The sequence below is a fragment of the Denitrificimonas halotolerans genome (assembly GCF_034259425.1).
GTDB classification, from domain to species: Bacteria; Pseudomonadota; Gammaproteobacteria; order Pseudomonadales; family Pseudomonadaceae; genus Denitrificimonas; species Denitrificimonas halotolerans.
The window spans coordinates 126275-152332 of the sequence record NZ_JAXIVU010000001.1 but is presented as its reverse complement, the minus strand read 5'-3'; the positions used below and the strand labels follow the sequence as shown (position 1 = coordinate 152332).

General features: G+C 47.2%; 20 protein-coding genes and 1 pseudogene. 6 read left to right on the top strand and 15 right to left on the bottom strand.

What is annotated here, in order from left to right:
* Positions 1 to 20: 20 nt before the first annotated feature.
* From TOI97_RS00665 to TOI97_RS00645, 5 genes are all read left to right on the top strand, one after another.
* On the top strand, positions 21 to 668 hold the full coding sequence (locus tag TOI97_RS00665) for a GntR family transcriptional regulator (protein WP_321552200.1): 648 nt from the start codon (positions 21 to 23) through the stop codon (positions 666 to 668).
* A 4-nt stretch (positions 669 to 672) separates the two neighbouring features.
* Positions 673 to 4164 (top strand): chromosome segregation protein SMC, encoded by a 3492-nt coding sequence (gene smc / locus TOI97_RS00660; RefSeq protein WP_321552199.1) that lies wholly within the window; start codon positions 673 to 675, stop codon positions 4162 to 4164.
* Positions 4165 to 4435: 271 nt separating this feature from the next.
* Positions 4436 to 4645, top strand: coding sequence for a cold-shock protein (locus tag TOI97_RS00655; protein WP_321552198.1), 210 nt, complete (start codon positions 4436 to 4438; stop codon positions 4643 to 4645).
* Between the two features lie 126 nt (positions 4646 to 4771).
* Positions 4772 to 5485, top strand: coding sequence for an AzlC family ABC transporter permease (locus TOI97_RS00650; protein ID WP_321552197.1), 714 nt, complete (start codon positions 4772 to 4774; stop codon positions 5483 to 5485).
* Complete coding sequence (locus TOI97_RS00645) at positions 5482 to 5793, top strand: AzlD domain-containing protein (protein WP_321552196.1); 312 nt, start codon at positions 5482 to 5484, stop codon at positions 5791 to 5793. Before TOI97_RS00650 ends, TOI97_RS00645 begins: the two co-directional genes overlap by 4 nt.
* 30 nt (positions 5794 to 5823) lie before the next feature.
* Here TOI97_RS00645 and TOI97_RS00640 read toward each other — a convergent pair whose 3' ends face one another.
* The 5 genes from TOI97_RS00640 to TOI97_RS00620 all read right to left on the bottom strand — a co-directional run bounded on the left by TOI97_RS00640 (position 5824) and on the right by TOI97_RS00620 (position 13328).
* A complete protein-coding gene (locus tag TOI97_RS00640; protein WP_321552195.1) occupies positions 5824 to 8625 on the bottom strand; it encodes an FAD-binding and (Fe-S)-binding domain-containing protein in 2802 nt (933 codons plus the stop codon).
* Positions 8622 to 9287, bottom strand: a complete 666-nt coding sequence (locus TOI97_RS00635) for a LutC/YkgG family protein (protein WP_321552194.1) — start codon at positions 9285 to 9287, stop codon at positions 8622 to 8624. Before TOI97_RS00635 ends, TOI97_RS00640 begins: the two co-directional genes overlap by 4 nt.
* Entirely contained in the window at positions 9284 to 10732 is a 1449-nt protein-coding gene (locus TOI97_RS00630; protein WP_321552193.1) for a LutB/LldF family L-lactate oxidation iron-sulfur protein, read from the bottom strand. Before TOI97_RS00630 ends, TOI97_RS00635 begins: the two co-directional genes overlap by 4 nt.
* Positions 10729 to 11565 (bottom strand): (Fe-S)-binding protein, encoded by an 837-nt coding sequence (locus tag TOI97_RS00625; protein ID WP_321552192.1) that lies wholly within the window; start codon positions 11563 to 11565, stop codon positions 10729 to 10731. The genes TOI97_RS00630 and TOI97_RS00625 overlap by 4 nt, the downstream gene beginning before the upstream one ends.
* Positions 11566 to 11636: 71 nt before the next feature.
* Entirely contained in the window at positions 11637 to 13328 is a 1692-nt protein-coding gene (locus TOI97_RS00620) for an L-lactate permease (protein ID WP_321552191.1), read from the bottom strand.
* Positions 13329 to 13623: 295 nt separating this feature from the next.
* On the opposite strand from TOI97_RS00620, the gene TOI97_RS00615 reads away from it, so the two are divergent.
* Positions 13624 to 14391, top strand: coding sequence for an FCD domain-containing protein (locus TOI97_RS00615; protein WP_321552190.1), 768 nt, complete (start codon positions 13624 to 13626; stop codon positions 14389 to 14391).
* A 156-nt stretch (positions 14392 to 14547) separates the two neighbouring features.
* Here TOI97_RS00615 and TOI97_RS00610 read toward each other — a convergent pair whose 3' ends face one another.
* From TOI97_RS00610 to TOI97_RS00565, 10 genes and pseudogenes are all read right to left on the bottom strand, one after another.
* Entirely contained in the window at positions 14548 to 15399 is an 852-nt protein-coding gene (locus TOI97_RS00610) for a universal stress protein (protein WP_321552189.1), read from the bottom strand.
* A 10-nt stretch (positions 15400 to 15409) separates the two neighbouring features.
* Positions 15410 to 16885, bottom strand: coding sequence for a SulP family inorganic anion transporter (locus tag TOI97_RS00605; RefSeq protein WP_456077543.1), 1476 nt, complete (start codon positions 16883 to 16885; stop codon positions 15410 to 15412).
* A gap of 195 nt (positions 16886 to 17080) precedes the next feature.
* A complete protein-coding gene (locus TOI97_RS00600; RefSeq protein WP_321552187.1) occupies positions 17081 to 17950 on the bottom strand; it encodes a hypothetical protein in 870 nt (289 codons plus the stop codon).
* 29 nt (positions 17951 to 17979) lie between these two features.
* Positions 17980 to 19497: a molybdopterin-dependent oxidoreductase gene (locus TOI97_RS00595; RefSeq protein ID WP_321552186.1), complete on the bottom strand. Its 1518-nt coding sequence runs from the start codon at positions 19495 to 19497 to the stop codon at positions 17980 to 17982.
* A gap of 13 nt (positions 19498 to 19510) precedes the next feature.
* Positions 19511 to 20038 carry a hypothetical protein gene (locus TOI97_RS00590; protein WP_321552185.1) on the bottom strand — a complete coding sequence of 176 codons (528 nt, stop codon included), beginning with the start codon at positions 20036 to 20038 and terminating at the stop codon, positions 19511 to 19513.
* Positions 20039 to 20221: 183 nt separating this feature from the next.
* Complete coding sequence (locus TOI97_RS00585; RefSeq protein WP_321552184.1) at positions 20222 to 21394, bottom strand: GGDEF domain-containing protein; 1173 nt, start codon at positions 21392 to 21394, stop codon at positions 20222 to 20224.
* 70 nt (positions 21395 to 21464) lie between these two features.
* Positions 21465 to 23858, bottom strand: coding sequence for an ATP-binding protein (locus TOI97_RS00580; protein WP_321552183.1), 2394 nt, complete (start codon positions 23856 to 23858; stop codon positions 21465 to 21467).
* Positions 23852 to 25228: a TonB-dependent receptor gene (locus tag TOI97_RS00575; RefSeq protein ID WP_321552421.1), complete on the bottom strand. Its 1377-nt coding sequence runs from the start codon at positions 25226 to 25228 to the stop codon at positions 23852 to 23854. Before TOI97_RS00575 ends, TOI97_RS00580 begins: the two co-directional genes overlap by 7 nt.
* A 273-nt stretch (positions 25229 to 25501) precedes the next feature.
* Positions 25502 to 25798: pseudogene (locus tag TOI97_RS00570) on the bottom strand (TonB-dependent receptor plug domain-containing protein); the annotation flags it as partial.
* A 12-nt stretch (positions 25799 to 25810) separates the two neighbouring features.
* Positions 25811 to 26044 carry a hypothetical protein gene (locus tag TOI97_RS00565; protein ID WP_321552182.1) on the bottom strand — a complete coding sequence of 78 codons (234 nt, stop codon included), beginning with the start codon at positions 26042 to 26044 and terminating at the stop codon, positions 25811 to 25813.
* Positions 26045 to 26058 lie beyond the last annotated feature (14 nt).

The following is a 26058-nucleotide window of genomic DNA, read 5'->3' as shown; positions in this document are numbered from 1 at the left end:
TAGACATTGATGAGCGGTTTATGTTGCAGCACGATGCTGGCAGAGTGGCGTTAAATATTGCTGATCATTTTGCACTGCGAATTATTTGCGGAGAGCTTGATTGTGGGGCTCCCTTACGTGAAATGGCGCTGACTCGAGAGTATCAGGTAGGGCTCAGCTCCGTACGGGAGGCTTTATTAGTTTTGCAGCGGCGCTATTTGGTCGATATTTTTCCATACCCTAGTGTTCAGTTTCGTGTACTGACTGTGCAAAATATTCAAGATTTATATGATTTAAGTACTGAGCTTTACATCTTGCTGGGCGCTTTGCTAGCGCAGAGTTGGCATACGGAGCGTCAATTGCTGGTTTTACTAAAGCTGCGTCGTGCAATGCAGAGCAATATTGAAGGTTTCACGCGCCAGTGTTTTTCGATTATTGCGGTTGCTGTGCTTGCTGTACAAAATCTCTATTTAGAAGAGGTGTTGGTTCATATGATTCCAGCTGTGCGGCGTACCTACTATTTGGCTTTTCAACAGCGAGGCGCGAAAATGGAAAGGTTTGTACGCATTTTTGTTCAGCTATTGTTGGCGGTTCAGGGGCGTCGAATTGATGAAATTCGTTTGCTGTTACAGGACCATACACAACGAAATTGCCAGTTAGTGTTACATGCACTGCCGAGAGAGCGCTGATGTTATGCGATTAAAGAGCATTCGCTTAGCGGGTTTTAAATCTTTTGTAGACCCCACAACTGTCAGCTTTCCAAGCAATATGAGCGCAGTAGTTGGGCCTAATGGTTGTGGCAAGTCTAATATCATTGATGCAGTGCGCTGGGTGTTGGGCGAGAGTTCGGCGAAAAATCTACGTGGCGAGTCCATGACGGACGTGATCTTCAATGGTTCTAATACGCGTAAGCCGGTATCGCAAGCCAGCATTGAGCTGGTGTTTGATAACAGTGAAGGAACCTTGCAAGGGGAGTACGCCAGTTATGCGGAAATCTCCATTCGTCGACGTGTCACCCGTGAAGCGCAAAGTACTTATTTTTTAAATGGGGTGAAGTGCCGTCGTCGTGACATTACTGATATCTTTCTTGGTACTGGTTTAGGTCCACGCAGTTACGCCATTATTGAGCAGGGGATGATTTCTCGCTTAGTAGAAGCGCGCCCTGATGATTTACGTATTTTTATTGAAGAAGCAGCGGGTATTTCTAAATATAAAGAACGACGCCGTGAAACTGAGAACCGTATTCGTCGTACTCAAGAAAATTTAGAGCGTTTATGTGACTTACGTGATGAACTCAGTCGGCAAATTGAGCGCCTGCAACGCCAAGCGAACGCAGCAGAAAAATATCAAACCTATCAAGCAGAGCAACACAATTTGCAAGCTCAGTTGTTGGCACTTCGTTGGCAAGAGTTGAATGGGCTGAGTGGAGTGCATGAGAGGAAAGTTGCTGAGTTGGAAACGGCGCTTGAGGCACATATTGCCGAGCAGCGTCAGGCTGACGCTAAGATTGAAGTGCTGCGAGATAAACATCACGAGCTGTCAGATACTTTTAATCGTGTGCAAGGGCGCTTTTACGCTCTTGGGGCTGATATTGCGCGTCAGGAGCAAAGCATACAGCACGCACAGCAGCGCCTGAGGCAGCTGCAAGACGATTTGCATGAGGCTGAGCGGATCCGTTTGGAAGCTGAAATGCACTTAGCTAGTGATCGTGAATTACTTGCTGATTTAACAGAGGAATTGCTGTGGGTCACAGAGCAACATATCGAGGCTGAGCAGAATGAGGCTTGTTCCGCAGCAGCTTTTTTGCAAGCAGAAGAGGCGATGCAAGACTGGCAGGAACGATGGAACTTTGTCTCTGCGCATAGTGCTCAGCCAAAGAATGAAGCGAGTGTGCAGCGCACGCGCATTGATCAGTTAGAGCAAAATAGTCAGCGCCTTAGGCAGCGGCAACAACGTTTGCAAGATGAGCTGCACAGCCTGCAGGATGATCCTTTAGAAGTTACTTTAGATGAGCTTCAAGAGCATGTTGATGAAACTCAGGTGCGACTAGATGAGTTATTTAAGACCCAGCAAATGCACAAGGCACAGCTGCAAGATACACAGCATCAACTCACATCTAAGCAGCAGCAACAACAGCAAGCCCAAGGTCAGCTGCAGCGCTTACATGGGCGCATTTCTGCACTGGAAGCTTTACAGCAGGCGGCGCTTCATCCTGAGCAGGGTTTGCAAACGTGGTTAGAGGCACAGCACTTACAACGACAACCACGTTTGTTGTCGGGGCTGAAGGTTGCAGCAGGTTGGGAGTTGGCTGTGGAAACCGTACTTGCTGCTGATTTACAAGCCGTTCAGGTCGATCATTGGATCGATTTGGATTTTAACAGTTTCACTGGTGGGCATCTGCGCTTAGTGAATGAGAGTGCTGCAGTTGCACCAGTTAAAGGCAGCTTATTAACCAAAGTGCAGGCCTCTGTTATAAACCTATCGCCTTGGCTGGCGCATGTTTATGCGGTGGAGAGCTTGGAGCAGGCGTTGGAGTTGCGTCTCCAATTAAAGGTAGGTGAAAGTGTCGTCAGTAAGGATGGTTATTGGCTTGGTGCACATTTTTTTACAGTGCGGCGCGGTGAGGCGCACAGTTCGGGAGTATTGGCGCGCGCGCAAGAGTTGGATGAATTGCATCTGCGTGCTGCTGAGTTAGAAATACAACGAGATAGTTTAGATGAGCAGCTGCACGTTTTACAGGAGCAGTGCGCTGTTAGCCAAGAGCTCAGTGAGCAGTTACGCCGTGATGAAAAAGAAACCCATCGTCAGTTGAGTCAATTAAGTAATCAACTGTCGGCTAATGCTGCGCGTATAGAGCAGCAGCAGTTACGGCGTCAGGGAATTAACGAGGAGTTGACCGACATTGCTGAACAGCAGCGCATTGCAGTAGAGCAAATTGCTGAGGCTCGTTTATTGTTGCAAGGGGCCTTAGACGGCATGGCGGAAACGGAGCAGCAGCAACAGATTCTACAGTCTGAGCAGGAGCAGTTAAGGAGTCGGTTTAAGCAGCTACGCCAACAGGCGCAGCAGGACAAAAGTAGTGTGCATCAGCTGGCTTTGCGTATCAGCACTTTGACGACACAAAAACATTCTACAGAACAAGCTTTACAACGCTTACAACAACAATTTGCCCAAGCTAATCAACGACGTGAACAGCTGAGTTTGAATTTAGTAGAGGGTGAGTCTCCGCTTGATGAGCTGAGCGCACAACTCGAAGAGTTATTAGAGAAGCGTTTGGCGGTAGATGATGAGTTGAGGGCAGCGCGTACAGCTTTAGATGATGTGGGTGTGCAAATGCGGGATGCTGACAAACAGCGTAGTCAAGCTGAGCAACATGCTCAAGGCGTGCGTGAGGAACTTGAGCAGCAACGTTTAACCTTGCAAGGCTTAAAGGTACAAAAAGAAGCATTTAATCAGCAGTTACAAGCGTTGCAGTTGGATGTGCATGGGTTACTTGAGCAATTGCCTGCTGATGCTCAAATTGGTGTGTGGGAAGATAAAATTGCTGAAGTGGTCACACGCATCGAGCGTTTAGGCGCGATTAATTTAGCGGCGATTGAGGAATATAAGCAGCAGACGGAACGTAAAACTTACTTAGACACACAAAATGATGACCTGGTAGAAGCGCTAGATACATTGGAAAATGTGATTCGAAAAATTGACCGTGAAACACGAAATCGTTTTAAAGAAACCTTTGATCGTATTAATCAGGGGTTGCAAAAGCTCTTTCCAAAAGTCTTTGGTGGTGGGTATGCCAGTTTAGAGATGACAGGTGATGACTTGCTCAGCACTGGTGTGGCTATTATGGCGCGGCCACCAGGTAAAAAAAACAGTACCATTCATTTACTATCTGGTGGTGAAAAAGCTTTGACTGCACTGGCGCTGGTGTTTGCTATCTTCCAGCTTAATCCAGCTCCTTTTTGTATGTTAGACGAAGTGGATGCGCCCTTGGATGATGCTAATGTGGCTCGTTATGCGCGACTGGTTAAAGAAATGTCTGACACAGTACAGTTCATTTATATCACACATAATAAAATTGCGATGGAAAAGGCTGACCAGCTATTAGGCGTTACTATGCATGAGCCTGGTTGTTCGCGATTAGTTACAGTGAATGTAGAAGAGGCTGCTGCATTGGCGGAAAGCTAAGTGATTGAATTTTATAGGTGTTTTTATTTATTTTGTTTTTTTTATGCACTTAAAGCGTATCTGTGAGATAAATAAGTAGAATAAAGCTAGACAAGCCACCAACAGCTCTATACACTGGTCAGCAGCTAGTAAGAAGTAACTGATCTACACTACATGTTCGTTGTATTATTCGTAATCCCGTCCTGCAGTATCTAAGTTCAAGGCTACAATCTTCATGCTATTCCCGTCTTCATTGAAGGCAAATATTAAGTTTAAAATTTAGGATGTTATTATGTCTAATACAACTACCGGCACTGTAAAATGGTTCAACGATGAGAAAGGCTTCGGCTTCATCCAGCAAGAGTCTGGTCCAGACGTATTTGCTCACTTCAGTGCAATTCAAAGCGAAGGTTTTAAAACTCTTGCAGAAGGTCAGCGTGTTCAGTTCGAAGTAGAGAACGGACAGAAAGGTCTGCAAGCAGCAAACATCGTAGCTCTCTAATTTAAATAGATAGTTAACGAATAGAAAGGGTAAACCTCAGGGTTTACCCTTTTTTTATGCCTGTTATAAAACACCCCCTTTCTACGAACTCTTGTCATGAATTTTCCGTTAGACTAGATAGCTTTGATGTCTAGCAGACTTTTTATGAGTGATCCGTTGTCTTCCAGTCCTCAACGATTTTGGTTGGGTGCTTTGCATATTATTCCTTTGTGTTTAGCTGTTTTGCCTTGGGGCGTACTCGCGGGCTCTATGGCTGTTAGTCAAGGGTTTACACCGTTACAGAGTGTAGGGTTATCGGTGTTTGTCTTTGCAGGTGCTGCGCAACTCGTGACTATCAGTATGGTGGCTGCAGGTAGTGGTTTCATTGCTATTTGTTTAACCATTTTTGTGATTACTGCACAACATTTGCTTTATGCCTTAATTTTACGTGAGCATGTGTCCAGTTTGCCGTTGCGTAAACGCTTGCCGGTGGCATTTTTATTAACAGATGAGCTTTTTGCTTTGAGTGTCGGTAAGCGATCCTATGACTTTGCTTACTTGATGGGAGCAGGGCTGTGTTTTTATTTATCTTGGATTTTTTTTACTATTGTTGGTGTCCTTTTGGCTGCATCAGTACCCAACTTGGCTGACTATCACTTAGATTTTTCTATTGTGGCTACTTTTATTGCCATCGTTGTTCCTATGATTAAACGCTTAAGTAGCTTAGTTGGCGTGCTTGTTGCTTTGATTTTATCTTTGCTGCTAAATAGTTTGGCAGTGGCTGGGGCCATAGTCATTGCAGGGTTGTTAGGGATGCTTTGTGCAGTGGGTGTTGCTCGATGGCGAGGAGAGGGACCATGATTTGGTTGCTAATTTTCGTCTTAGCGGGAGTTGTGCTGTTTAATCGCTATTTATTACTAGAGCCGCGTTTACCAATTCGTTTGCCTGATTTTATTCGGCAATCATTGCAGTATTCTGCGCCTTGTTTATTAACTGCAATTTGTGGGCCGATTTTATTAGGTGACAGCGGTTTAAATGGTTTGACTAGCAATCCTTATACTTATGCTGCGTTGTTGAGTATTGGCTGTGCCTTAGTCATTAAGAATATGCTGCTATCGGTATTAGTCAGTTTAGTTGGATTTTATACTTTACTTTATATGATGGGCTGAGTGGTGGTCAGGCCACTCAGCCTATGCGCTTTAATGTTTCGCGCGACTTGCTTTATCTACTAAGTACACTAAGTGTTGGTAGCTCAGTTCACTGTAGCTGCTTAAGCCCACTTCACAGGTACGGCTGGTTGAGAAGCCTGCGCTACATCCTTCTACTTGATGGGCTAAATCGCGCAATGAGTGTTGATTGAGTGCTGGTAAAGTAAAACCTTTATCACCAGCAAAGCCACAGCAATGAATGCCTTCAGGTATAACAACGTCCTGCGCACAAGCTCGAGCTACAGCTAAAAAATTATCGGCTTGCTGTAGGTGCTGAGTACTGCAGGTGATATGCACAGCAATTTTGCTCGTTAATGGTTGAATCTCGAGCCGAGGCAAGACTTCTTCTTTTAAGAAGTGGGTTGAGTCATAAATTTTCAAGCGTGGATCCTTTAAGTCTTTTAGCAAGCGCAATGTGCAAGGGCTGGTGTCTGAGTAAATGGGATCAAGACCATTGCGGCTAGCATGTAAGAGAACGACCGCTAATTCATTAAGTTTATTTGCGGCCTCTTTTGGATAGCCTTTAGAGGCAAAGGGCTGTCCACAGCATTGATTATCGAGTGCATCAGGGTAAATTACATTAAAACCTGCCTTTTCAAGTAGGGCTTGGGTCTTTGCACGTAGAGGTGTTTGCTCTGCATCTAAATGTGCAGGTCCCATGACTTGAGAGACGCAAGAAGTGAAATAAACTACACGAGGCTTACTATTGGGGTGAGAGTTATTAGGCCTAACTTTAATAGCTTTAGGAGTGGCTGGTAGGTAGACAGGTAACTGTGCAAAACGTTGGTGTAGATACAGTGACCAACGGTGCATACGTGGTGCACCGAGTACTTTACGTACCACTTCAGCAGCTGTTAAAGACCAGCGAGCGGTACGGGCTGCTTGAGAGAATGAACGAGCTAGGTGCTGTGCTGCCTTGGGGTGCTTAGCTTGTTGAGCGCGTAGTTCGCGAACTAAATCACCGGTGTTGATGCCAACGGGGCAGCGTTGTGCACATAAGCCTGTGGCTGCACAAGTATCAATACCATGGTATTGATAGCGTGCTTCCAGTTCAGTGGTATCAATGTCATTACGCTGTTTGTCTTGAATATCTCGCCAAGCAACAATACGTTGACGTGGAGACAAGGTTAATCCATGGGCAGGACAGACAGGTTCACAAAAGCCGCACTCGATACACTTGTCAATTAATGGGTTGGCTTCAGGCATAGGCTTGAGATTTTTGAGATGAATCTCTGGATCTTCTGACAGCACCACATCTGGGTTTAAAATACCTTGTGGGTCCAAAAGACGTTTAATACGCCACATCAGTTGGTAGGCATCGCTACCCCATTCTAGCTCAACAAAGGGTGCCATATTACGTCCGGTACCGTGTTCAGCTTTTAATGCGCCACCGAACTCAACCGCAACCAAATGGCTGACTTCTTCCATAAAAGCGCGATAACGTGCGACTTCTTCAGCTTGGTCAAAGCGCTGAGTAAAGACAAAATGTAAATTACCTTCCAGTGCATGGCCGAATAAAATAGCTTCGTCGTATTGATGCTTATCAAGCAAGTCTAGTAGGCGATTAACCCCTTCGGCTAAATGCTCAAGAGGAAAGGTGACGTCTTCAATAATAACGGTAGTGCCATTTTCACGCACAGCCCCCACAGCAGGAAAGGTATCTTTGCGCATGCGCCAGAGTAGTTCGTACACTGCAGGATCTTGGCTAAAAGCAATATGCTGTTCTGTGGGAAATTGCGCAATACTGGCGTTGATTTGCTGCAGCTGCTGTTCGAGTAAGGTGTTGTCGGCTGCGCGAGATTCAATCAATAAGGCGCAGGCTGAATCGCTCAGTTGCTCAATCCATTGAGGCATGCCGGCCATATGCTGCACGCTGCGTAAGCTGCGTCGGTCAAGTAGCTCAACTGCTGAGACCGCTTGTTGCTTCAATACCACCACGGCTTGGCAGCAAATTTCGACACTGGGGAAAACGATTAAAGCAGTGGCTTTGTGTGGGTAATCAGGAACAGTGTTGTAGGTTACTGAACTGATAAAACCAAGGGTACCCTCTGAGCCAACCATTAAGTGGGTCAGGATATCCACAGGGTCAGTGAAATCAATCAATGCATTAAGCGATAACCCTGTAGTGTTTTTTAAACGGTACTTGTGTTTAATCTTGGCGGCTAATTCAGGATTATTGCGGGTTTCTTCAGCTAACAGGGTTAATTGCTCAAGCAGGGCATGATGGGTGTGACGAAACTGGCTGAGGCTAGCTAAATCAGCGCTATCTAGTAGACTGCCGTCGGCTAACAATAAGCGCATAGCAGCTAAGGTTTGATAGCTGTTTTGTGCAGTGCCACAACACATACCGCTAGAGTTGTTGGCAACAATACCACCGATTTTAGCGGCGTTAATTGAAGCAGGGTCTGGGCCAATTTTACGCTGTAAATGGGAGAGTGCTTGGTTTGCATGCGCCCCAATAACTCCTGGTTGTAAGCGAATACGTTGCCCGTTGTCGAGGATCTCTTTGTGATTCCAATGATCACCAAGGACTATTAAGACAGAATCACTGATAGCCTGCCCAGACAGACTTGTACCGGCTGCGCGAAAGGTTACTGGAATACGATAGATGCTAGCCTGGCGCAATAAAAATGCGACTTCATCTTCAGATTCAACGCGCACCACCAGTTTTGGAAGTAAACGATAAAAGCTTGCATCAGTACCAAAAGTGAGCATTGATAGAGGATCGGTAAAACAGCGATGTGTTGGAATTTCTTCCTGAACGGCTGATAAAAAAGCTTCAGGCAGGCTCATGCATCCTCCATAATTAACACAATCAAATCTTTTGGACCGTGGGCACCGTAAGCTAAGACTTGCTCAATATCGGCCGTTTTAGATGGGCCAGAAATGAGCAGTAAGTTACTCGGCATAGGCTTTGGCCAGTGCTGCTGTGCTTGATAGAGGTTGTCGTGGATCTGACTGGCTTTCAGTAAAGCAATATGCAGCGGTGGAACTAAGCTCATTAAGCGTGGTTCAGCAGGGCTGGGCTGCACCACTAAAGTTCCGGTGGCAGCAATCCCTGCCAAAGTACCCGTTAAACTGGCTGGCACCTCATCAAACAATTCGCGCTTCCACTCTTCGATCGGGCGCTCGTAAGCCAAGAGTTGTAAATCAGTGCTGTGTGTTTGGCAATAGGTACTAAAAGCTTGCCCATGATGGGTGCTTGGCGCCACGAGTAATTTGTTAATTTTGCGCTGGTTCAGCAGATCGTGGAGTAACTTGGGCCAGTCAGCCTCGGTTGTTAGGTGCACCTCACTGTGTACCGCTCCCATTAACTCTTTCAGGCGAGTCACGCGTTCAGTAGCTTTGTAACGCCACGGATCATCGACCAGTGCTGCATCGAAAGGATCAGGGATCGGTGTGGTGCCGGCGAGGCTGCTGCGTAAGCTGGCTAAAATCTTGTCCCGTGCACTCATGATTTTTTCTCCAAATGCTGTTTTGCTAATTCATGCAGGCTGCGCTTTGCTGGCTTGGGAGCACTATGGTTTTGTGTCCATGGACCAAGCTTATTTGGGGTCAAACTGCTCATGCGCGTGGCTAAGAAAGTACCAGCTTTATACAGTAAAGGTTTGCTATTGAAGTACTGCCAACCGGTCCATAACGCACGTTCTGTGACTGAGTAACGGCTGCCTTGTCCATCCATAACCTGCGGTTGTTGCTTGGGTGATTTAACGTTTTCTTCCCGTAAACGGCGCAATAGGGCAGGAATGGGGATTTTTACCGGACACACCTCGCCGCACGCACCACAGAGTGATGAAGCTGATGGGTGATCTGGAGTATTTTCTAAACTCAATAAATGCGGTGAGATGATTTTACCAATGGGGCCAGGGTACACAGTGCCGTAAGCTTGCCCGCCAATACGGGTGTAGACTGGGCAGTGGTTCATACAGGCGCCGCAGCGGATGCAGTTCAGAGTTTGGCGCAGTTCAGCGTCAGCAAAGGCTTGGCTGCGGCCGTTATCCAACAACACAAGATGCACTTCTTCAGGACCGTCCAGTTCGCCGAGTTGGCGCGGTGCTGAAATCATATTTACATAGGTGGTGATGCCTTGCCCCAATGCTGATCGGGTCAATAACGACAATAAGGGCACGGTGTCTTGCATGTTGGCGACAACTTTTTCAATGCCAGTCACTGCAATATGCACCGGCGGCACAGTGGTAGACATCCGGCCATTGCCTTCATTTTCTACCAGAATCAGCGTTCCGGTTTCTGCCACTGCAAAGTTGACCCCCGAGACGCCGATATCAGCATGAAAGAATTTTTCTCGCAAAATACTGCGAGCTGATTGGATCAGGCTGTCTACGTCATCGGTATAGGGCAAGGCTAAGCGATTTTCAAATAAGCGACCTACTTGTTCAGCGTTTTTATGGATAGCCGGCATAATAATATGGGTGGGCTTTTCATTATCCAGTTGGATAATGTATTCACCCATATCGGATTCAAGGGCTTCGATACCGTGTTTAGTGAGGTGTTCATTCATGGCCATTTCTTCGCTGACCATGGATTTACCTTTAATCACCTGCTTAGCGTTACGAGCTTGGGCAATTTTTAGGACAATGTCGTTGGCTTCTTCGGTGCTGCTAGCCCAATGTACCTGCACCCCTTGTTGAGTGAGCTTACTCTCTAATTGTTCCAGTAAATCAGGGAGTTGCGACAAAGCACGTGCGCGAACTTTATTGCCCAGTTCGCGTAGGTTTTCCCGCTCATCCTCGTCTGGCATGGAAATTAAGCGCTTGCTGATCAAAGAATCCATAGCGCTGCGCATGTTGTTGCGCAGTTGTTGGTCTTTTAACGACAGATGCGCGTTCGCTTTGAGGTTGCGCGCGGTCACATCGACAGCATGAATACGTTGGCTAGTCATGTGCTTGGCTCCTGCTTGGACTGGGTGCGTTGCCATAAAAAGCTGGCGATATGTTGCCCTGCTAATGGAATGTTTTGCTTGTCAAAAGCGCCATTAATATTCAATAAGCAGCCGCAGTCAGCGCTGACCACTTGCTGTGCTCCGCTAGCCTGTAGGGCCTGTGTTTTATCGGCCACCATGGCGCCAGAAATATCGGGCATTCGCACAGAGAAGGTACCACCAAAACCACAACATTCACTTTCATGATCATGCTCTACACGTTCGACGTGCTCTAATTGGCCGATTAGAGCACGGGCATGTAGATGAGTGTTCATTTCGCGACGTGCTGAACAGGACGTATGCAGTGCGATTTGCAACGGCTCACCTTGGTCAGTGAGCTGAACTTGACAGACATGCAAGAGAAATTCAGTTAATTCATAGGTACGGTCGGCCAACTCTTGTACCTTTGCCAACATCTCAGGTTCATCTTTAAATAAATCAGGATAATGCTCACGGAACATGCCGGCACAAGAGCCAGAAGTCACAATAACGGGCCAGCCACCTTTGAATAGCTCGACCTGAGTGCGGGCGACTTCCCGCGCTTGCTCGGTGTAGCCAGAAGTGTAAGCGGGCTGGCCGCAGCAACTTTGATCTTGCGGGAAGTCCACGTTAATACCTTCACGTTCGAGTAAGTGAATGGCATCCATCCCTGCTTCAGGGAAAAATAGATCCACCACACAAGTGCCAAATAAGTAAACGGTTTTGGGTTTGTGAGCTGGGTATTGTCGCGCAGCTTTTTGTGGTGCTGCTATACGAGTTTCTTGTGGCGCTGCATTATAAAAAAGATTACTCATCGAAAGCTCCGGCGCTGTTGATAGTGAAGTTCAAACGAGCTCTGTAGTGAATAGAGCTCGTTGAGCTTGAACTAAGGAACTAGTGGATCGCTAATGCCTAATACAGTGATGGCCAGCAGCACAATCAAACCGGTAAAGAAGGCGTAATACAAGGTTGGCCAGATAGTTTTTCTGATAATAGTACCTTCTTGGCCGAGTAGGCCAACGGTAGCTGAGGCTGCGACTACGTTGTGTATCGCGATCATATTACCGGCAGCGGCACCGATGGCTTGGCCTGCAAGAATCAGCGCACTGGAGATGCCTAGATTTTCTGCTACGCCAAACTGGAACTGACTAAACATCATGTTACTGATAGTGTTTGAACCCGCAATAAAAGCACCCAACGCACCAATACTCGGTGCGAGTAATGGGTAGATATCGCCTACACTGTCAGCAATAAAACGGGCCATAGCAATGGGCATACTTGGAATATCTGCCGCATTAACCCCTGAATTAATCAGAATGCGCACCATCGGGATGGTAAACAGTAAAACAAAGCCAGCACCTAGCAGAATGCGACTGGATTCGCTTAAGGCAGCACGGAAAGTTGACCATTGCATTTTGTGAATGAAGAATGCGCAGCATGCGACAAAAATCAAGATGCCACCCGGTAAATAGAGGGGCATAAAGTCTGCGTTAATGCCTGTTTCCCCTAAGATGTTGGGAAACTTAACAATCACTTCTTTCATTGCGTTACCCACACTGGGAAACACGCGACTGATGACTAACAGTACGCCTACTAAAATGTATGGGATCCATGCGCGTGCGCTGCTCATAGGCTTGCAAGTTGCATTGTCGACTTTGATTTCAATAGAGCCTAGCCATTGGCTTGGCCATTCTTTGGCGGGAGCAAAATCCCAAGATTGTTTGGGTGTTAAAAAATTAAAGCGTGCGGCTGTAGTGACAATAGCTAAGCCGATTAAGCCACCGAGTAAAGACGGGAATTCAGGACCTAATAAAATACCTGTTGCAGCGTAAGGGATGGTGAATGCGAGACCTGCAAACAGAGCAAAAGGCAGAATAGCAAAACCGGCTTTCCAACTTTTTTCTTTACCAAAAAAGCGTGTCATCATCAGTACCATAATTAAGGGAATGATGGTGCCAACAATGGCATGAATAATCGCTACTTGGCTGGTGATTAACTGGATAAAGGTTTCCCAGTCTGAACCGTTGGTTAAGAGCTGGGCGCTGACTGATTCTGTATCGAGCCCTCCGGTAATACCAATGATAATAGGCGTTCCTACTGCACCGAAAGAGACAGGGGTGCTTTGTACTAACATGCCGAGCATAACGGCAGCCATAGCAGGAAAACCAATGGCAACTAATAATGGTGCAACAATGGCTGCTGTGGTACCAAAGCCTGAAGCACCTTCAATAAAGCTACCAAATAACCATGCAATGATGATGGCTTGTACACGGCGGTCAGGACTGATGGTAATAAATCCAGCACGAATGGCTTGAATGGCCCCTGAATGTTTAAGGGTGTTGAGTAATAAGATAGCGCCGAAAATAATCCACAGCACGCCAGCTGTAATGACTAGCCCTTGAAGGGTGGAGGCTAAAACACGGTTAAAACTCATCTCCCAGAAATATAAGGCGATGGCTGAGGTGAAAATAAACACCAAAGGCATTGCGCGTCGTGCGGGCCAACGGAGTCCGACTAGCAAGATAGCAGCTAGGAGGATCGGTGAGAAAGCAAGGAGTGCGAGGATGCTAGGCGACATGGCGAGACTCCATTGGCTGCTCGATGCAGCACGCAAGTGAGCTGAGGGCGATAGACATGTTTGACATGATTTAGGCTCTTAAAAGTTTATTTTTATAAATTGGTAAGACCAGTTTACAGTTCTAGGTTTTTAGTTAAATACGCAGGGCTGAAACTGTCAAATATTTCATCTGCTACTTTAGTGGTGTATGGGGCTTTTCTGACTCAAGTTTAGGGTGAGTACTGAGCTGAAAATAAGCGTCTGTGCTAATCTAGCTGGGCTTAAATAGCGGTTTAAATAAGTTAAGGAAAGTGCTATGAGCTTTGCACATATACAGCAACGCCGTTTGTCAGATGACATTGTGGATCAATTGGAAACCATGATCTTAGAAGGTGTTCTACAGGCAGGAGAACGGCTTCCTGCTGAACGTAAACTTGCTGAGCAGTTTGGCGTGTCTCGTCCTTCTCTGCGCGAAGCTATTCAGAAGTTGGTGGCTAAAGGACTCTTGGTCAGTCGTCAAGGAGGAGGAAACTATGTTAGCAATGAAGTAGGGGCTACTTTTAGTGATCCTTTGTTGGCTTTATTTGCTGAAAAACATGATGCTCATAAAGATCTATTGGAGTTTCGCCATACGCTGGAAGGTGCCTGTGCTTATTATGCAGCATTGCGAGCGACTCCAGCAGATTTAGAGCGCTTAGATTTGGCTTTTGCTGAGCTTGAAGCGTGTTATGAAAAATCTGGAGGTGAGTGTCGTGCAGCAGAAGGTTTGGCTGATGCGCGTTTTCATTTAGCAATTGCCGAAGCCAGTCACAATGTTGTGCTGTTGCACACCATACGCGGTTTGTTTGATTTATTGCGCAGTAACGTTGTTACCAATATTGGAGGGATGTATCCGCAGCGGAGTGAAACGCGCGCGATGCTAATTGAGCAACACCGTGCACTTTACTATGCAATTAAAGAGGGGGACGCTGAGCGAGCTCGGAGTTTATCGAACCAACATATTGAATATGTGTGCGAGGTGTTATCTGAAGCTGATGAGGAACAATTACGTTTGCAGCGTGCTGAGCGTCGTAGGCGAATGTGAAGGCGGTTACGAGTACGAGCAATATTCGACATTGTTTAGCCAGTGTGTTGCATATCAACGAGTGAAGTATATTCGTATAAAAATACAAAGAGCCGAAGCTGTCAGTTCGACTCTTTGTTGGGCGGCATAAAACTATATAAAGTTACAAGTTAGACATTATTTCATTACTAAAACGGGAACGTCACAGTTTTCCAACATCTTTAAGGTGTTACTGCCAATAAAGAACTGGCGTAAGCGTGAGCCAGAGAAGGCTCCCATCACCAACATATCAATGGCATTATTCTGTTGATAATTTAGAAGTTGCTTTGAAATATCGCCCTCTAAGAAACTAGTGGTCACCTTAAAACCACCTGAGATTAAACGCTCAGCGGCTTGATCAAACTTTTCTTGTTGGTCTGCTTGTTTATTTTTAATGGTTACTAAATGGCAATCTAGGCCGTTTAATAATTTGCTGTTCAAGATACGTTGTAGTGCCAGCTCGGTGGTTTCGCGACCATCGAAGGCTAGCATAAAGTTTTTTGGCACCGTAAAGTCATGATGTGTAATGAGGACGGGAGTACTGACTTGTCGCAGTAAACTTTCCACATGGGTGCCCAATACATGAAAGTTTTTTCCAGCTTTAGTGCCGGAGTGGCCAATAATCACAAGGCGAGCTGAGCTTTCTAAGCTTAATAGCGTGTCAATAAATTCGCCATGGCGCTGTACTGCCTCTACTTGGAGGCAGCCCGCCTCGTTGGCTTTGAGTTCGGCAGCTTCTAACAGCTCTTTACCGAGCTCAAGCGATACCTTGGCACGCAGCTGGTCAAGGCTGGCTATTTCTGTCATAAGCTTGGAGCGAGCGCCGAGTCCAATGGTTCCTGATAAGTCTGTGCTTAAAGGTTGTGGCTGTCTTTCAATGCTGTGTAAAAACATCAGAGGGCTTTGCAGTAGTCCAGCAGCCCAAATTGCTGAGTCTTGAACACTTGTTGACCAAGTTGATTCATCGATGCAGGCGATAATCTTTTGCATAATTTAGTCCTTAGTGGTCACTTAATAGTTTCTCAACGGCCTTAGGGTCGTTGTGCACAGCAAATTTATCAATCACAGTTTTACTGGCTTCATTCATGCCAACGACACTTACTTCTGCGCCTAAACGTTGATACTTAATGACTACATTGTCTAATGCTGCTACAGCGGTAAGGTCCCAGAAATGTGCTCGATTTAAATCAATCACAACTTTATCGGCGGCAATAGAGAAGTCAAAAGAATCAAGAAATTTTTCTGCTGAGGCGAAGAATACTTGGCCTACGACTTGATAGTGCACTTCATGCTCAGTTGGCTGTTCTTGTTTAATTACCATTAAACGTGCAATTTTATTGGCGAAGAATAGGGTAGCTAAAAGCACACCTGCCAAGACACCTAAGGCTAAGTTGTGGGTAGCGAGTACAACAGCAACGGTGGTCACCATCACGATATTGGTTGAGAGTGGATTTTTCTTAAGGTCTTTAACTGAAGTCCAAGAGAAAGTACCAATGGAGACCATAATCATCACTGCAACGAGTGCAGCCATAGGGATTTGACTGATCCAATCACTTAAGAATACCACCATAATTAATAAGAAAAAGCCGGCACAGAAAGTGGAGAGGCGGCCACGACCACCGGATTTAATGTTAATGACTGACTGACCAATCATAGCGCAGCCGGCCATTCCGCCGAGTAAGCCGGACCCAATGTTAGCGATACCCTGACCTTTACACTCACGGTTGCGATCGCTTTTAGTATCAGTGAGGTCATCAATAATAGTGGCCGTCATAAGAGATTCGAGCAAGCCAACAATGGCTAAGGCAACAGAGTACGGTAGAATAATTTTTAACGTCTCTAAGTTCAGTGGCACTTCAGGCCATAAAAAGATGGGTAAGGTGTCCGGAAGTTCGCCCATATCGCCCACCGTACGAATGTCTAGGCCAAGATAGATGGCGACTGCGGTTAATAACACAATGCAGACTAGTGGTGAGGGTAGGCTTTTACCGATTTTAGGTAAGAGTGGAAAGAGGTAGATAATTCCTAATCCTGCGGCGGTCATGACGTAGACATGCCAAGTGACATTGGTCAGTTCTGGTAGTTGCGCCATAAAAATTAGAATGGCTAAGGCGTTGACAAAGCCGGTCACCACAGACTTAGATACAAAACGCATGAGGCCGCCAAGCTTTAAATAGCCTGCTCCAATTTGTAGCACCCCTGTGAGTAAAGTAGCAGCAAGCAAGTATTCTAGCCCATGCTGTTTCACTAAGGTCACCATGAGCAAAGCCATAGCACCCGTGGCAGCAGAAATCATACCAGGGCGTCCACCTACAAAAGCAATAATTACGGCAATGCAAAAGGACGCGTAGAGGCCGACTTTAGGGTCAACCCCAGCAATAATAGAAAATGCGATGGCTTCAGGAATCAGTGCAAGAGCAACTACAAGACCTGACAGCAGGTCGCCACGTATATTAAAGAACCATTCATTTTTCATATTTGTAAACATAAATTATCCGTACAGCTAACCAGGCACGGTCAGACTTAGGTTGCTCAGTGTTGGGTTGATGTATTGTGCCGTATGAAGTTTAGCTAAGGTGCAGTGCTCTGTCGCCCCAAAAGCTAAGGCTTTTTAATTTGGTTGTAGGGGCAGGACTTGGACTTGCAGTTATGAGTCCTGAAACTGGGTGCCTTATATATGCTCTGACTTGGTGAGCGATTGCGGATCACGAATGCGATGACGGCGGTAAAATGTACCCGTCTCTGCTTTTTCCGCTTGTTTAAGCGCAGACTCGGCCACGAATTCAAGCGTGGCCAGACCGAGCTCCTGCAGCGCTGTTTCCGCCTGCGCTGCCCGTGCTTCGAAGGCGTGCAAGGCAGCCAAGGTTTTCTCATCAAGACGTCCCTTAGACTCGAAGTATTTCAGTCGCGGGTAGCGCCCTGCCAGCGCGACCCCCCAATTAAGCGCGGGATCCCACCATGAGTTAACTTCGCGGCCCTTGCCGCTAAGATGCTGCTCCAGCACGTCATCCAGTGCGCCATTCAATAGCTTTAGGTCGAAATCGGTGCCTGGAACCGAGCTTTCGGACGCTGCACCGTAGGCGTCAACGCCGGTGCGCGAAGGCCCAGTGCGGGTGTCGCGATAGCGTGCGAGTGTCATCATATCGCTGGCCAGCACCGGTTTGTTAACCGGCAAACGGACAGCCTCAGGATCGCCCATCAACTGACCCCAGGACATACGAATGAAAGTATGTTGATCCTCCATGCCAGGATGCGTGCATCGAAGCCCGATGGCATAGGCATCTAAAGGCTCCTGCATAAACTGAAAACCGGTGTAGCGCGCCCAGCGGACCACGAGGAACTCATGTGGAGCGGCGCCAGGCAGATGAAAATTAACCTCTTGCAGATAGTCCAGCACGATTTGAACCTGTTCATCCGACAGCTCAAGGTCCTCATGCAGAGGGTACATGCCTTCAAAGGTATTACGCACCGGTCTGGGACGCGCAGCAATGTAGGCATCGAGCTCGGCTTGGGTTCGTGGGCGTGTTTTTTTCAACGTCATGAATCGACTTCCTTTTTGCTAGCAGACGGTCAGATTAGCTGGTTGCGATCGTAAAAGTCCGTGTCCTCGAAGTAACCACCGCGGCCCTCAAGGATAATATCGTAGCGATTGACCACCTCAATACGTTCCAACCACTTCAGGCTACGAAACCCGGTTGAAGTTTCTAAGCGCAGGCGCACAGGCCCGCCATTTTTGGCCGGGATCTCGCCTTCATCGTTGAGTTCAAAGGCGATCAGTGTTTGTGGCATCCGAGCCTCAACCATGGGTGTGGACACGTAGTAGGTTCCCCCTTCGTACAAGTCATCGTCACGGCCCATATTTTGGAAGCTGGTGTACACCACGTCAGTCGCACCGGGTAAGGGGCCAGCCAGATCTAAGAGATCCGATACGGTGATGCCGCGCCAGCGCCCGATCGAGCTGAAGCCCTGCACACAGTGGTGCAGCGTCGTCTGCGAATGACCTGCGGCAAGCTCACGCAGATCCGCAATGGTCAACGTCATTGGGCGCTCCACGTAGCCACCAATTTCGAGTACATAATCGTCTTCGTAACAGTTGGCCATAAGAGCCAAGTACTCCTCGGTTTCTGGTGGCCGTCCGCTGCCGCGGAAATTCTGAGTGGTGTTAGCAAGCCCCATGTCCTTACCCGTGATATTCGAGCGATCGTAGTGCATGCGCGCGGGCAGCTTGTATAGCAGATTCGACCATGGCCGCACAATCAGGTTATGCAACCTCTCAACCGCGCGACCGTCCGCCAAGGTCCAGCGCGTGGCTACCACATGCAGAACTATGACAAGAATAAGGCCGATAGTGAAAATGGACCCACCCAAAACAGGATTGTTGGAGTGCCCCAATACCATCTTGGAGGTCTCGTGCAGGTAGCCGTGGAGAAAGACCAACGGCACGTGGATGACGAAGAATGCCACATAACTAACCAAGCACAGAAAGTGAATACTACGGATGACTTGGCGACCACCTAGTGCGCGGGTTATGCGGGAAAAATGGTTGGCAATAGCCGGTGACTGAAATGCGCCCGTCAGGATCACCAAAGGTGTCAGCACCAATATTACAAAACCGTACGATAGTTGCTGCAGGGCATTAAACACCATGCCATCGACAGGCTGCGGCATGGTAAAGGCAAGGTAGGCCAGCATATCCTGACCCGCCTGAGCAAAAGTGTCCCAACTGGTGGGTACATAGCGCCGCCACTGACCGGTGACCAACAGTAACACGAAGTAGATGATCCAACAGGTGACAAAACCCGTCACGGTGATGAAATGCCAGTAACGCCCAAGCCCCAACATTCCACGCCCAGGGAGCGAAATGCGCGGGGAATAGTCACTGTACTCGCCGCCCACCGTGTAGTACTTATGCTTGGCTTCCTCTTGAACCGTAAACTGTGCCCAAGACGTGCCAGGTACTGTGTGCTGCGAGCGGTAAAGTTTAGGATAGGTGCCCAGAATCTCGAGGCCTGAACGAACGAGAAAGGAAATGAAGATGATGTTGAGAAAATGCTCCACACGGAGCCACCACGGAAACCCGAGTTCCATTGATAAATCCTTATCAGTCCATAAAATTTTGGTTATCGGGAGCGGCGACGATCATCCCGTAGCGCAGTGCCCAAAACAGCACCATATAGGCGATGGAGGCCAGCAGCGTCAGATTCCAAATCGCCGCGGAAACCACACTGGCCCCATTCCAGACATAAGGCGCATTGCCCAGCAGGCCGCCCATGTAAACTAGTAGGGACGCCAGCGCGATGAATAACCCCCATGTCCAGATGCGAGCAGAGGTTAGCAAACCCACTGCGACGAATACGGCAGCAACCCCGCAGATCCCCCACAGCGCCAGAGTCGCAAAAAGAAAGGGCGGGTGGTTCGATAGCGCAACCGCCGCCGAAGCAGCGCCGATCACAGCGATTACTGCGATGAGCAGCAGTCGAGTGGTCTTTGGCAGATTGATACGAATGTAGCGCAACAGCGGAGCCCGCTTTTTGCCCGGTTTAATGTGTTTAAGCACTGGTTGAGTTGCATTTTCGGTGCCACGAAAGTCCACACCGACACGCAAAGCAGGAGAGTTTTTGTCTTCCATTCTATGCACTGCCTCCAACGAAGATCATTAATCACCGGTCGGTGTTCAGCACCGTTACAACACTACAATACGAAGGGCATCTTTAACACAGCTCTTCAGTGCTAGCTCCTTTTGCCTATTTCAAGGTGGCGGTAGTGGCCATTGTGTACAGTGAGACGAACCGAGTGGGTATGAACTCTACCTTTAAATATGGCTTTTGAGTAGGGATGGGTTAACAGATACATTGTTGCGCCCGGAATTTTTAGCGCAGTATAAAAAATTATCGGCTTGTTGGATTGCTGTATCAATGGGTGTGTAAAAAGGGCTTAAACCAAAGCTTGCAGTGAAGCTGATCGCAGGGGATACAGCCGTGCATTTAGCAGTGCTTATTGCTTGGCGTAGTTTGTTAGCGAGTTCAATAGCGTGCTGTGCAGAACATGGTGAGTTGAGTATAAAGATAAATTCTTCACCACCAATGCGCCCTATAATATCTTCTTTGGCTAAAATTTTACGAGCCGTGCTAGCGAATAAACGTAGTATTTCATCACCCACAGCGTGTCCGTAAGTGTCATTGATTGCTTTGAAGTGATCGAGATCTGCTAATAAAATATAACGTTGTTGGTTTGGATTGTCAGACGTAATGTGCTGCAGAGTGGTAAAGAATCCCCGTCTATTCAAACAATTAGTGAGGCCATCTTCGTCTCTTTCCTTACGCAAAATATCAATATGATCAAGTAAGGTTGCTATGATATTGACTACGGCCAACAAAATAACAAACACCAGTAGACTGACCTGTAAAGTTAACCAGAAAATACTCGAATTGAAGTGTGCTGTGCCTGTGGGGAATTGAGGGATGAGTAAGGTTAAAGGCGGACGAATGAAAAAATTTAATGTAAAGGCGGCAAAAGTCCAGTAAAGGATTTGTTCAATACGCTTGTTGCTACGTAAAGCTTTTAAAGCAAGCAAGCAACTTAGCAAAATAAAACCGACTCCAAAGTTGAGTATATAGATTCTTGCTATAACACTATTGTGAATATAATAAAAATAATAAATCCCTATTAAAATAGCTGCACTGATCAGTAACTGAAATAGATAAGGCGTGTTCTTTTTGTGTCTAGAAAGAACACCTTGGCACAGCAAAATGATGCCTACTAGATAAAGTGTCGCAGTGATCAGCGCATTGGTACCAGGGTTGGCCGGCAGCTTTAAAATCTGCATGGTTAAGCTGGTGGCGTAAAGGAAGTATGCGCCACCAAGCAGTAATAGGTATCGCTCTGTTCGTTGATGCAACCAGAGGCCATAAAAAATCAGTGCTAAAATAGCCGCGATGCAGGGACCACTCAGAGTAAGCAGTTGAATTTCTTTTTGTAAATTCATTTATGACAGTTGCTCTTTTGGAGGGTGAGCCTATTTACTTCTGGCGACTTAGTAAGATTAAGTCAAAACTTTAAAGATAATAAGCGCGCTCTATATGTTGGTTTTGATTAAGGGTTAGCTGATCAAGTGCTAGACGTTCTACTTTGTGAAAGTCAAGACGGTTGATGGCCTCTTGGATAAGGTTCAGATAATCAATACACTCGGGGTATTGGGCCGACATGTTGCTGTACCAATGCTCGATATCAGTCAGTGCGCCATTGCGTGCTAATTGGACGAGCTCTTGACGTTTATCTACAGGAGGCTTGCTCAGATTATCACTCAGTATCGTTTTGTTAGCAGTCATGTCCTGCGTCTGGACCGGCACCTCTACATTATGAGATAAGGGTAAATCAATTGCATCTAGCGTGGGCAGTGTTTGCGGAGGTTGCCAGCTGACCAGTTGCTCATCAGCCAGTACATTAAATTCAAAGCTGAATGTAGCTCCTTGATTAGGGCAACTGTCTAAACTGAGCTTACTGCCCATACTCTGCAAAATACTTTGGGCAATATACAAGCCCAAACCTAAACCGGCATTGATATTGTTTTCTCCAGCTTCTAACTGACCGAATTCTTGGAAAATCTTTGCTTGCTGCTCTGGATCTATTCCGATGCCTGAGTCGCTGATACTAAAACGTAATCGCCACTGTGAATCAAGCTGTGTAGCAGTAAGATCTAGGTTGATCTCACCATTGCGGGTAAATTTCGCCGCATTGGATAATAGGTTAAGCAGCACTTGTCGCAAGCGACGACCATCTAAGTATACGGTTTTAGGAATTTGCTGTGTGACTGTGATATAGAAGCTATTATTTTGTTGCCGGCTTAATGCTGTAGCGTGTTGTGTAATTTCATCTAAATACTCAAGTAGGTCCGTTGCTTTTGGTGATAAAGATAAGGGTTTAAGCTCGGCTGAGGCATAACCTAGAATATCTTCAATCAACGCCAACTGGTAATCGACACTGCGGGTAATTGCATTAAGTTTAATTTTTTGCTGCTCACTGGCATTGCTTTCCATCAGTTTTGTGTAGCCGGCAATGGTCGCCAAGGGAGCGCGCAAGTCATGGCTGATGTAACCCACAATTTGTGTCTGTTGACGGTTCTTTTCATCTGCATATTGCAGGGCTTCGTTTAGAGCTTTGGTTTGCCGTGCGACTTCTTGGGTTAAGCGGATGTTTTCCTCGCGCTGCAAGCGAGAAATCTTTTCTAGCGCTTTTCTACGCTGGAGTCCTACATGGGCTATCCAGCCGGCAAATAAGGCTAAATTAATTAGAAAGCCACCAAGCACCAATATTGGATTCATACGTAAAGAACCCATGGATAGGTTAGCAATTGAGTCTGGTAACAATCCGCTGCTTTCTAAAGCAATTAAGCTGGCGCGTGCTAGAGAAAAGGCTGCAATGGCTACAATTAGGCCGCGGGTGGGTGCGTTTTGTCGCAGGAATAACACAGCAGTGACCAACAGCGTCAAGCTAAATAAGGGACGGTGTACATCAGCCAACCAATACACTTGGTATACATCACCAAACGCAGAGATCAGCGCCAGTCCTGCATAATACATAGCCCAACCAACCCATAGTTTACGAAGGCTTAATTGGACTTTTTCACTGCGCGCAAGCTCTAAAATAAATACTACAAAGAGCATTAAAGTAAGATTGCTTAACACTAAAGGACTACGGTAACTGAACTCAATTAGGTGGGTTATAAAGTCGAGTTTTTCGTAACCACGTCTGCCCCCTTCAACAAGTAGTGTGAGCCATGAGAGGAGGCCTAATACTATAAAAACGCGACTGCGCGCAAAGATGGCTATTAGGAGTGAGGTCCAGCCCAGCGCCAATAAGCCACCAAGCAGCAAACCATCCCAAATTGCATTGCGCGCTATATACTCATTAAATACGTCCTCTGAGTACAAATAAGGTGCTAGCTTATTGGGTGCAACGCCTGTGGTGCGGATCAATAAGGTTTTATTTTGTCCTGGCGCTAAGTTGACACCCGCCCAGTGCAGGCGTTCAGCGGTAGGCTCGTTGATGGTTGTACCGTCTAGGGTGTGAGTGAAGGGTATCCATTGCCCATCACGCTGAGTGTAAAAATTAACCGAGTGAAAATATGATCCAGGGTTTAAGATCAAACGCAACGAATAGGTAAGTTCGCTGCTGTTGGTTAGGCTGATTTTAGTCCACCATGCGGCTGGAGATAGCTGTGCGGGTTGGCTTAATTCGTCGATATAAACAAACCCAGCGTCGCCGTCTGTTAGAGCAGCGACTTGCTGTACACTCATGTGCTGGGAATCATCTTTATAGAACAGTGTCTGCTGATACAGCTGTTGTTTCCATTGACTGGTTTGACCCACATCGACACTGGCGGCGGTCACTGAAGTCACTGCAAAACATAGATACAGCAACAGCCCCCACAGTGTTGCGCGCGTCACCATAGAATTTTGGCCCCGACGAATAATGCGCGCTCTAAGCCGGGATTAAATGCAGCCTGTGTAGTTTTAGCTTGTGGCTTAGGCTTAGCGATAAACTCGGTGGAGGCGGCATAGTGTTTATCAGCCAAGTTGCGGGCGTTTAAGAACACAGTAAAGCGCCTAGACGGGTGCGCGTAACCCAACGTGAAGTTCACAACCCCATAGCCTGGCGCTTTTAGGGTATTGGCCTGATCCGCATAAACAGATGAGGCAAATTCCACATCAGGGCCCAAATACACACCGGATGGGTGCTGATAGTTGACATGTGCACTGCCAAAATGCTGAGGAATCACCGGCAGACGATTATTATTAAAGGTGTCGTCGTTTTTATGCCGGAAGTGGTTCAGGGTATAGCTTAGGCCCCAATCGACTGTGCCGGGTAAGGCTTCTGTAGATAACTCACCATAAAGCTGAAATTCCAGCCCAGCATGCACTGTTCTGGGGATATTACCGCCCATATAGGGTTTAGAATTGTCAGGATGGGGAATCCTGAGCAGCTCATTTTTAACTCGGCTATAAAATACCGCCGCATCCCAGTGTGTCTGCTCGCCGCCACGGACTCCGACTTCCCAAGTGGTGGCTTTTTGCGCTGCAGTGGTGCCGTGATCGTTATAAAACTCGATTAAAGAGGGCGGCTCGTAGCTGCGGCTGAGGTTGGTATACAGCTGGCTGTGGTCATTCACTTGCCACAGTAAACCCAGTTTTGGGCTCCATCCGTTGTAGCGCTCGCTATGGTCAACGTTTTTAAAGTGCTGATAAAAAGGCGATGACGGGATTTGCGGGGACGGGTTCCGCAGGGCAATAATCTCACGCTTTCTCTTGGCAGTGACAGCCTGAGCTGCCGCAATCAACGCTAATCTTGGCGTGAGTGCATAGCTATTTTCTAAGTACAGCTGGGTGATTTCTGCGGTGGCTTTAATGTCTTCATACTGCTGGGGGGTTGGATCTGCAAGCTGACTTAAAGAAGGCGGTGGAACAAAAGGCCCATAGGTCTGGCTATTACTGCTGCCCTGCGCATGGCTAAAACCCCAAGTAAAGTGATTGTCCCGACCGCCCAAGGTGCGCTTGATTTCGCCGCGAACCGATACGCCATGATCCCGCGCGCGATACTCAATGGGCACCAGTGTACCCAACAAGTCAAAAGTGGTGTCGGTATGGTAGGCACCTAAGGTGATGCGATCGTCATCGCCGTAGTGAATACTGTGTTGATACGCCAAACGCAGGTGCGGTTTAGTTTTGATGCGATGGTTAGGCCAGTTAGGCGCAGGGTTATCCAAGCTCGCATTGCCGTGCAGCTGAGCACGGGTCAGTGGGCTGCTGACCTCTTGACGCATTTGTGCATAATTCACATGTAAGCGGCCACTGGAACGCTCGCCGATCATGAAACCAAGGTTGCCATAAAAACGTGTTATTTTCTGCTCGGCCTGCGGTACTGAGCCATCGGTTTGATAACGACTCACAGAAGCAAACGCATCCAGGCCATTGTCAAATACTTGCCCAGCTCGCGTTTGCACTCGCAGATAATCATTAGAGCCGGCTTCAAGATGGGTTTCTAAGCCTGAGTGTGAATAACCGGTGGGCGAGATGAGATTTATCGCACCACCCAAGGTGGCAGCGCCGTAACGCAAAGCATTGGCGCCGCGATAAATTTCCATATAGCGCGCATTAAAAGAATCAGCATAGGCTGGGTCTAGAGCACCATCGCTTTGATTAAGCGGTAAACCATCACGTAATAAAACAACACCGCGCACCCCTAAGGGTGATGCTAAACCCGAGCCTCGAATAGACAATTTAGGTGAGTACTGGCCAGCGGTGGAGCGGGCGTAGATACCGGGTTGGCGTGCAAGCACATCACTTAATCCCAGTACCGTGCGACGCTCGTAATCGGATTCGCTCACCAAGCTGACGTTGCCGGGCTAGCGCTGCATTTCTTCCTCTGCAGTTTCAATGGAGGGTGATAAAGGGTCCGAAGTGGAACTGGCAAGCACAGTCGTTGTGTCCAATGTAGCCACAGAGCTAAAGCTATCATCGGCAAAAATCAATAGCATAATGAACAGTAGGTAGCTGCTATAGTAGCGCTGTTTAGCAGCAGAAGAGTGGTCAAGTGTATGCTTTTTTTTAGCCGGTTTTATTAAGTTTTCTGCAGTCATTTAATTGTCATTAG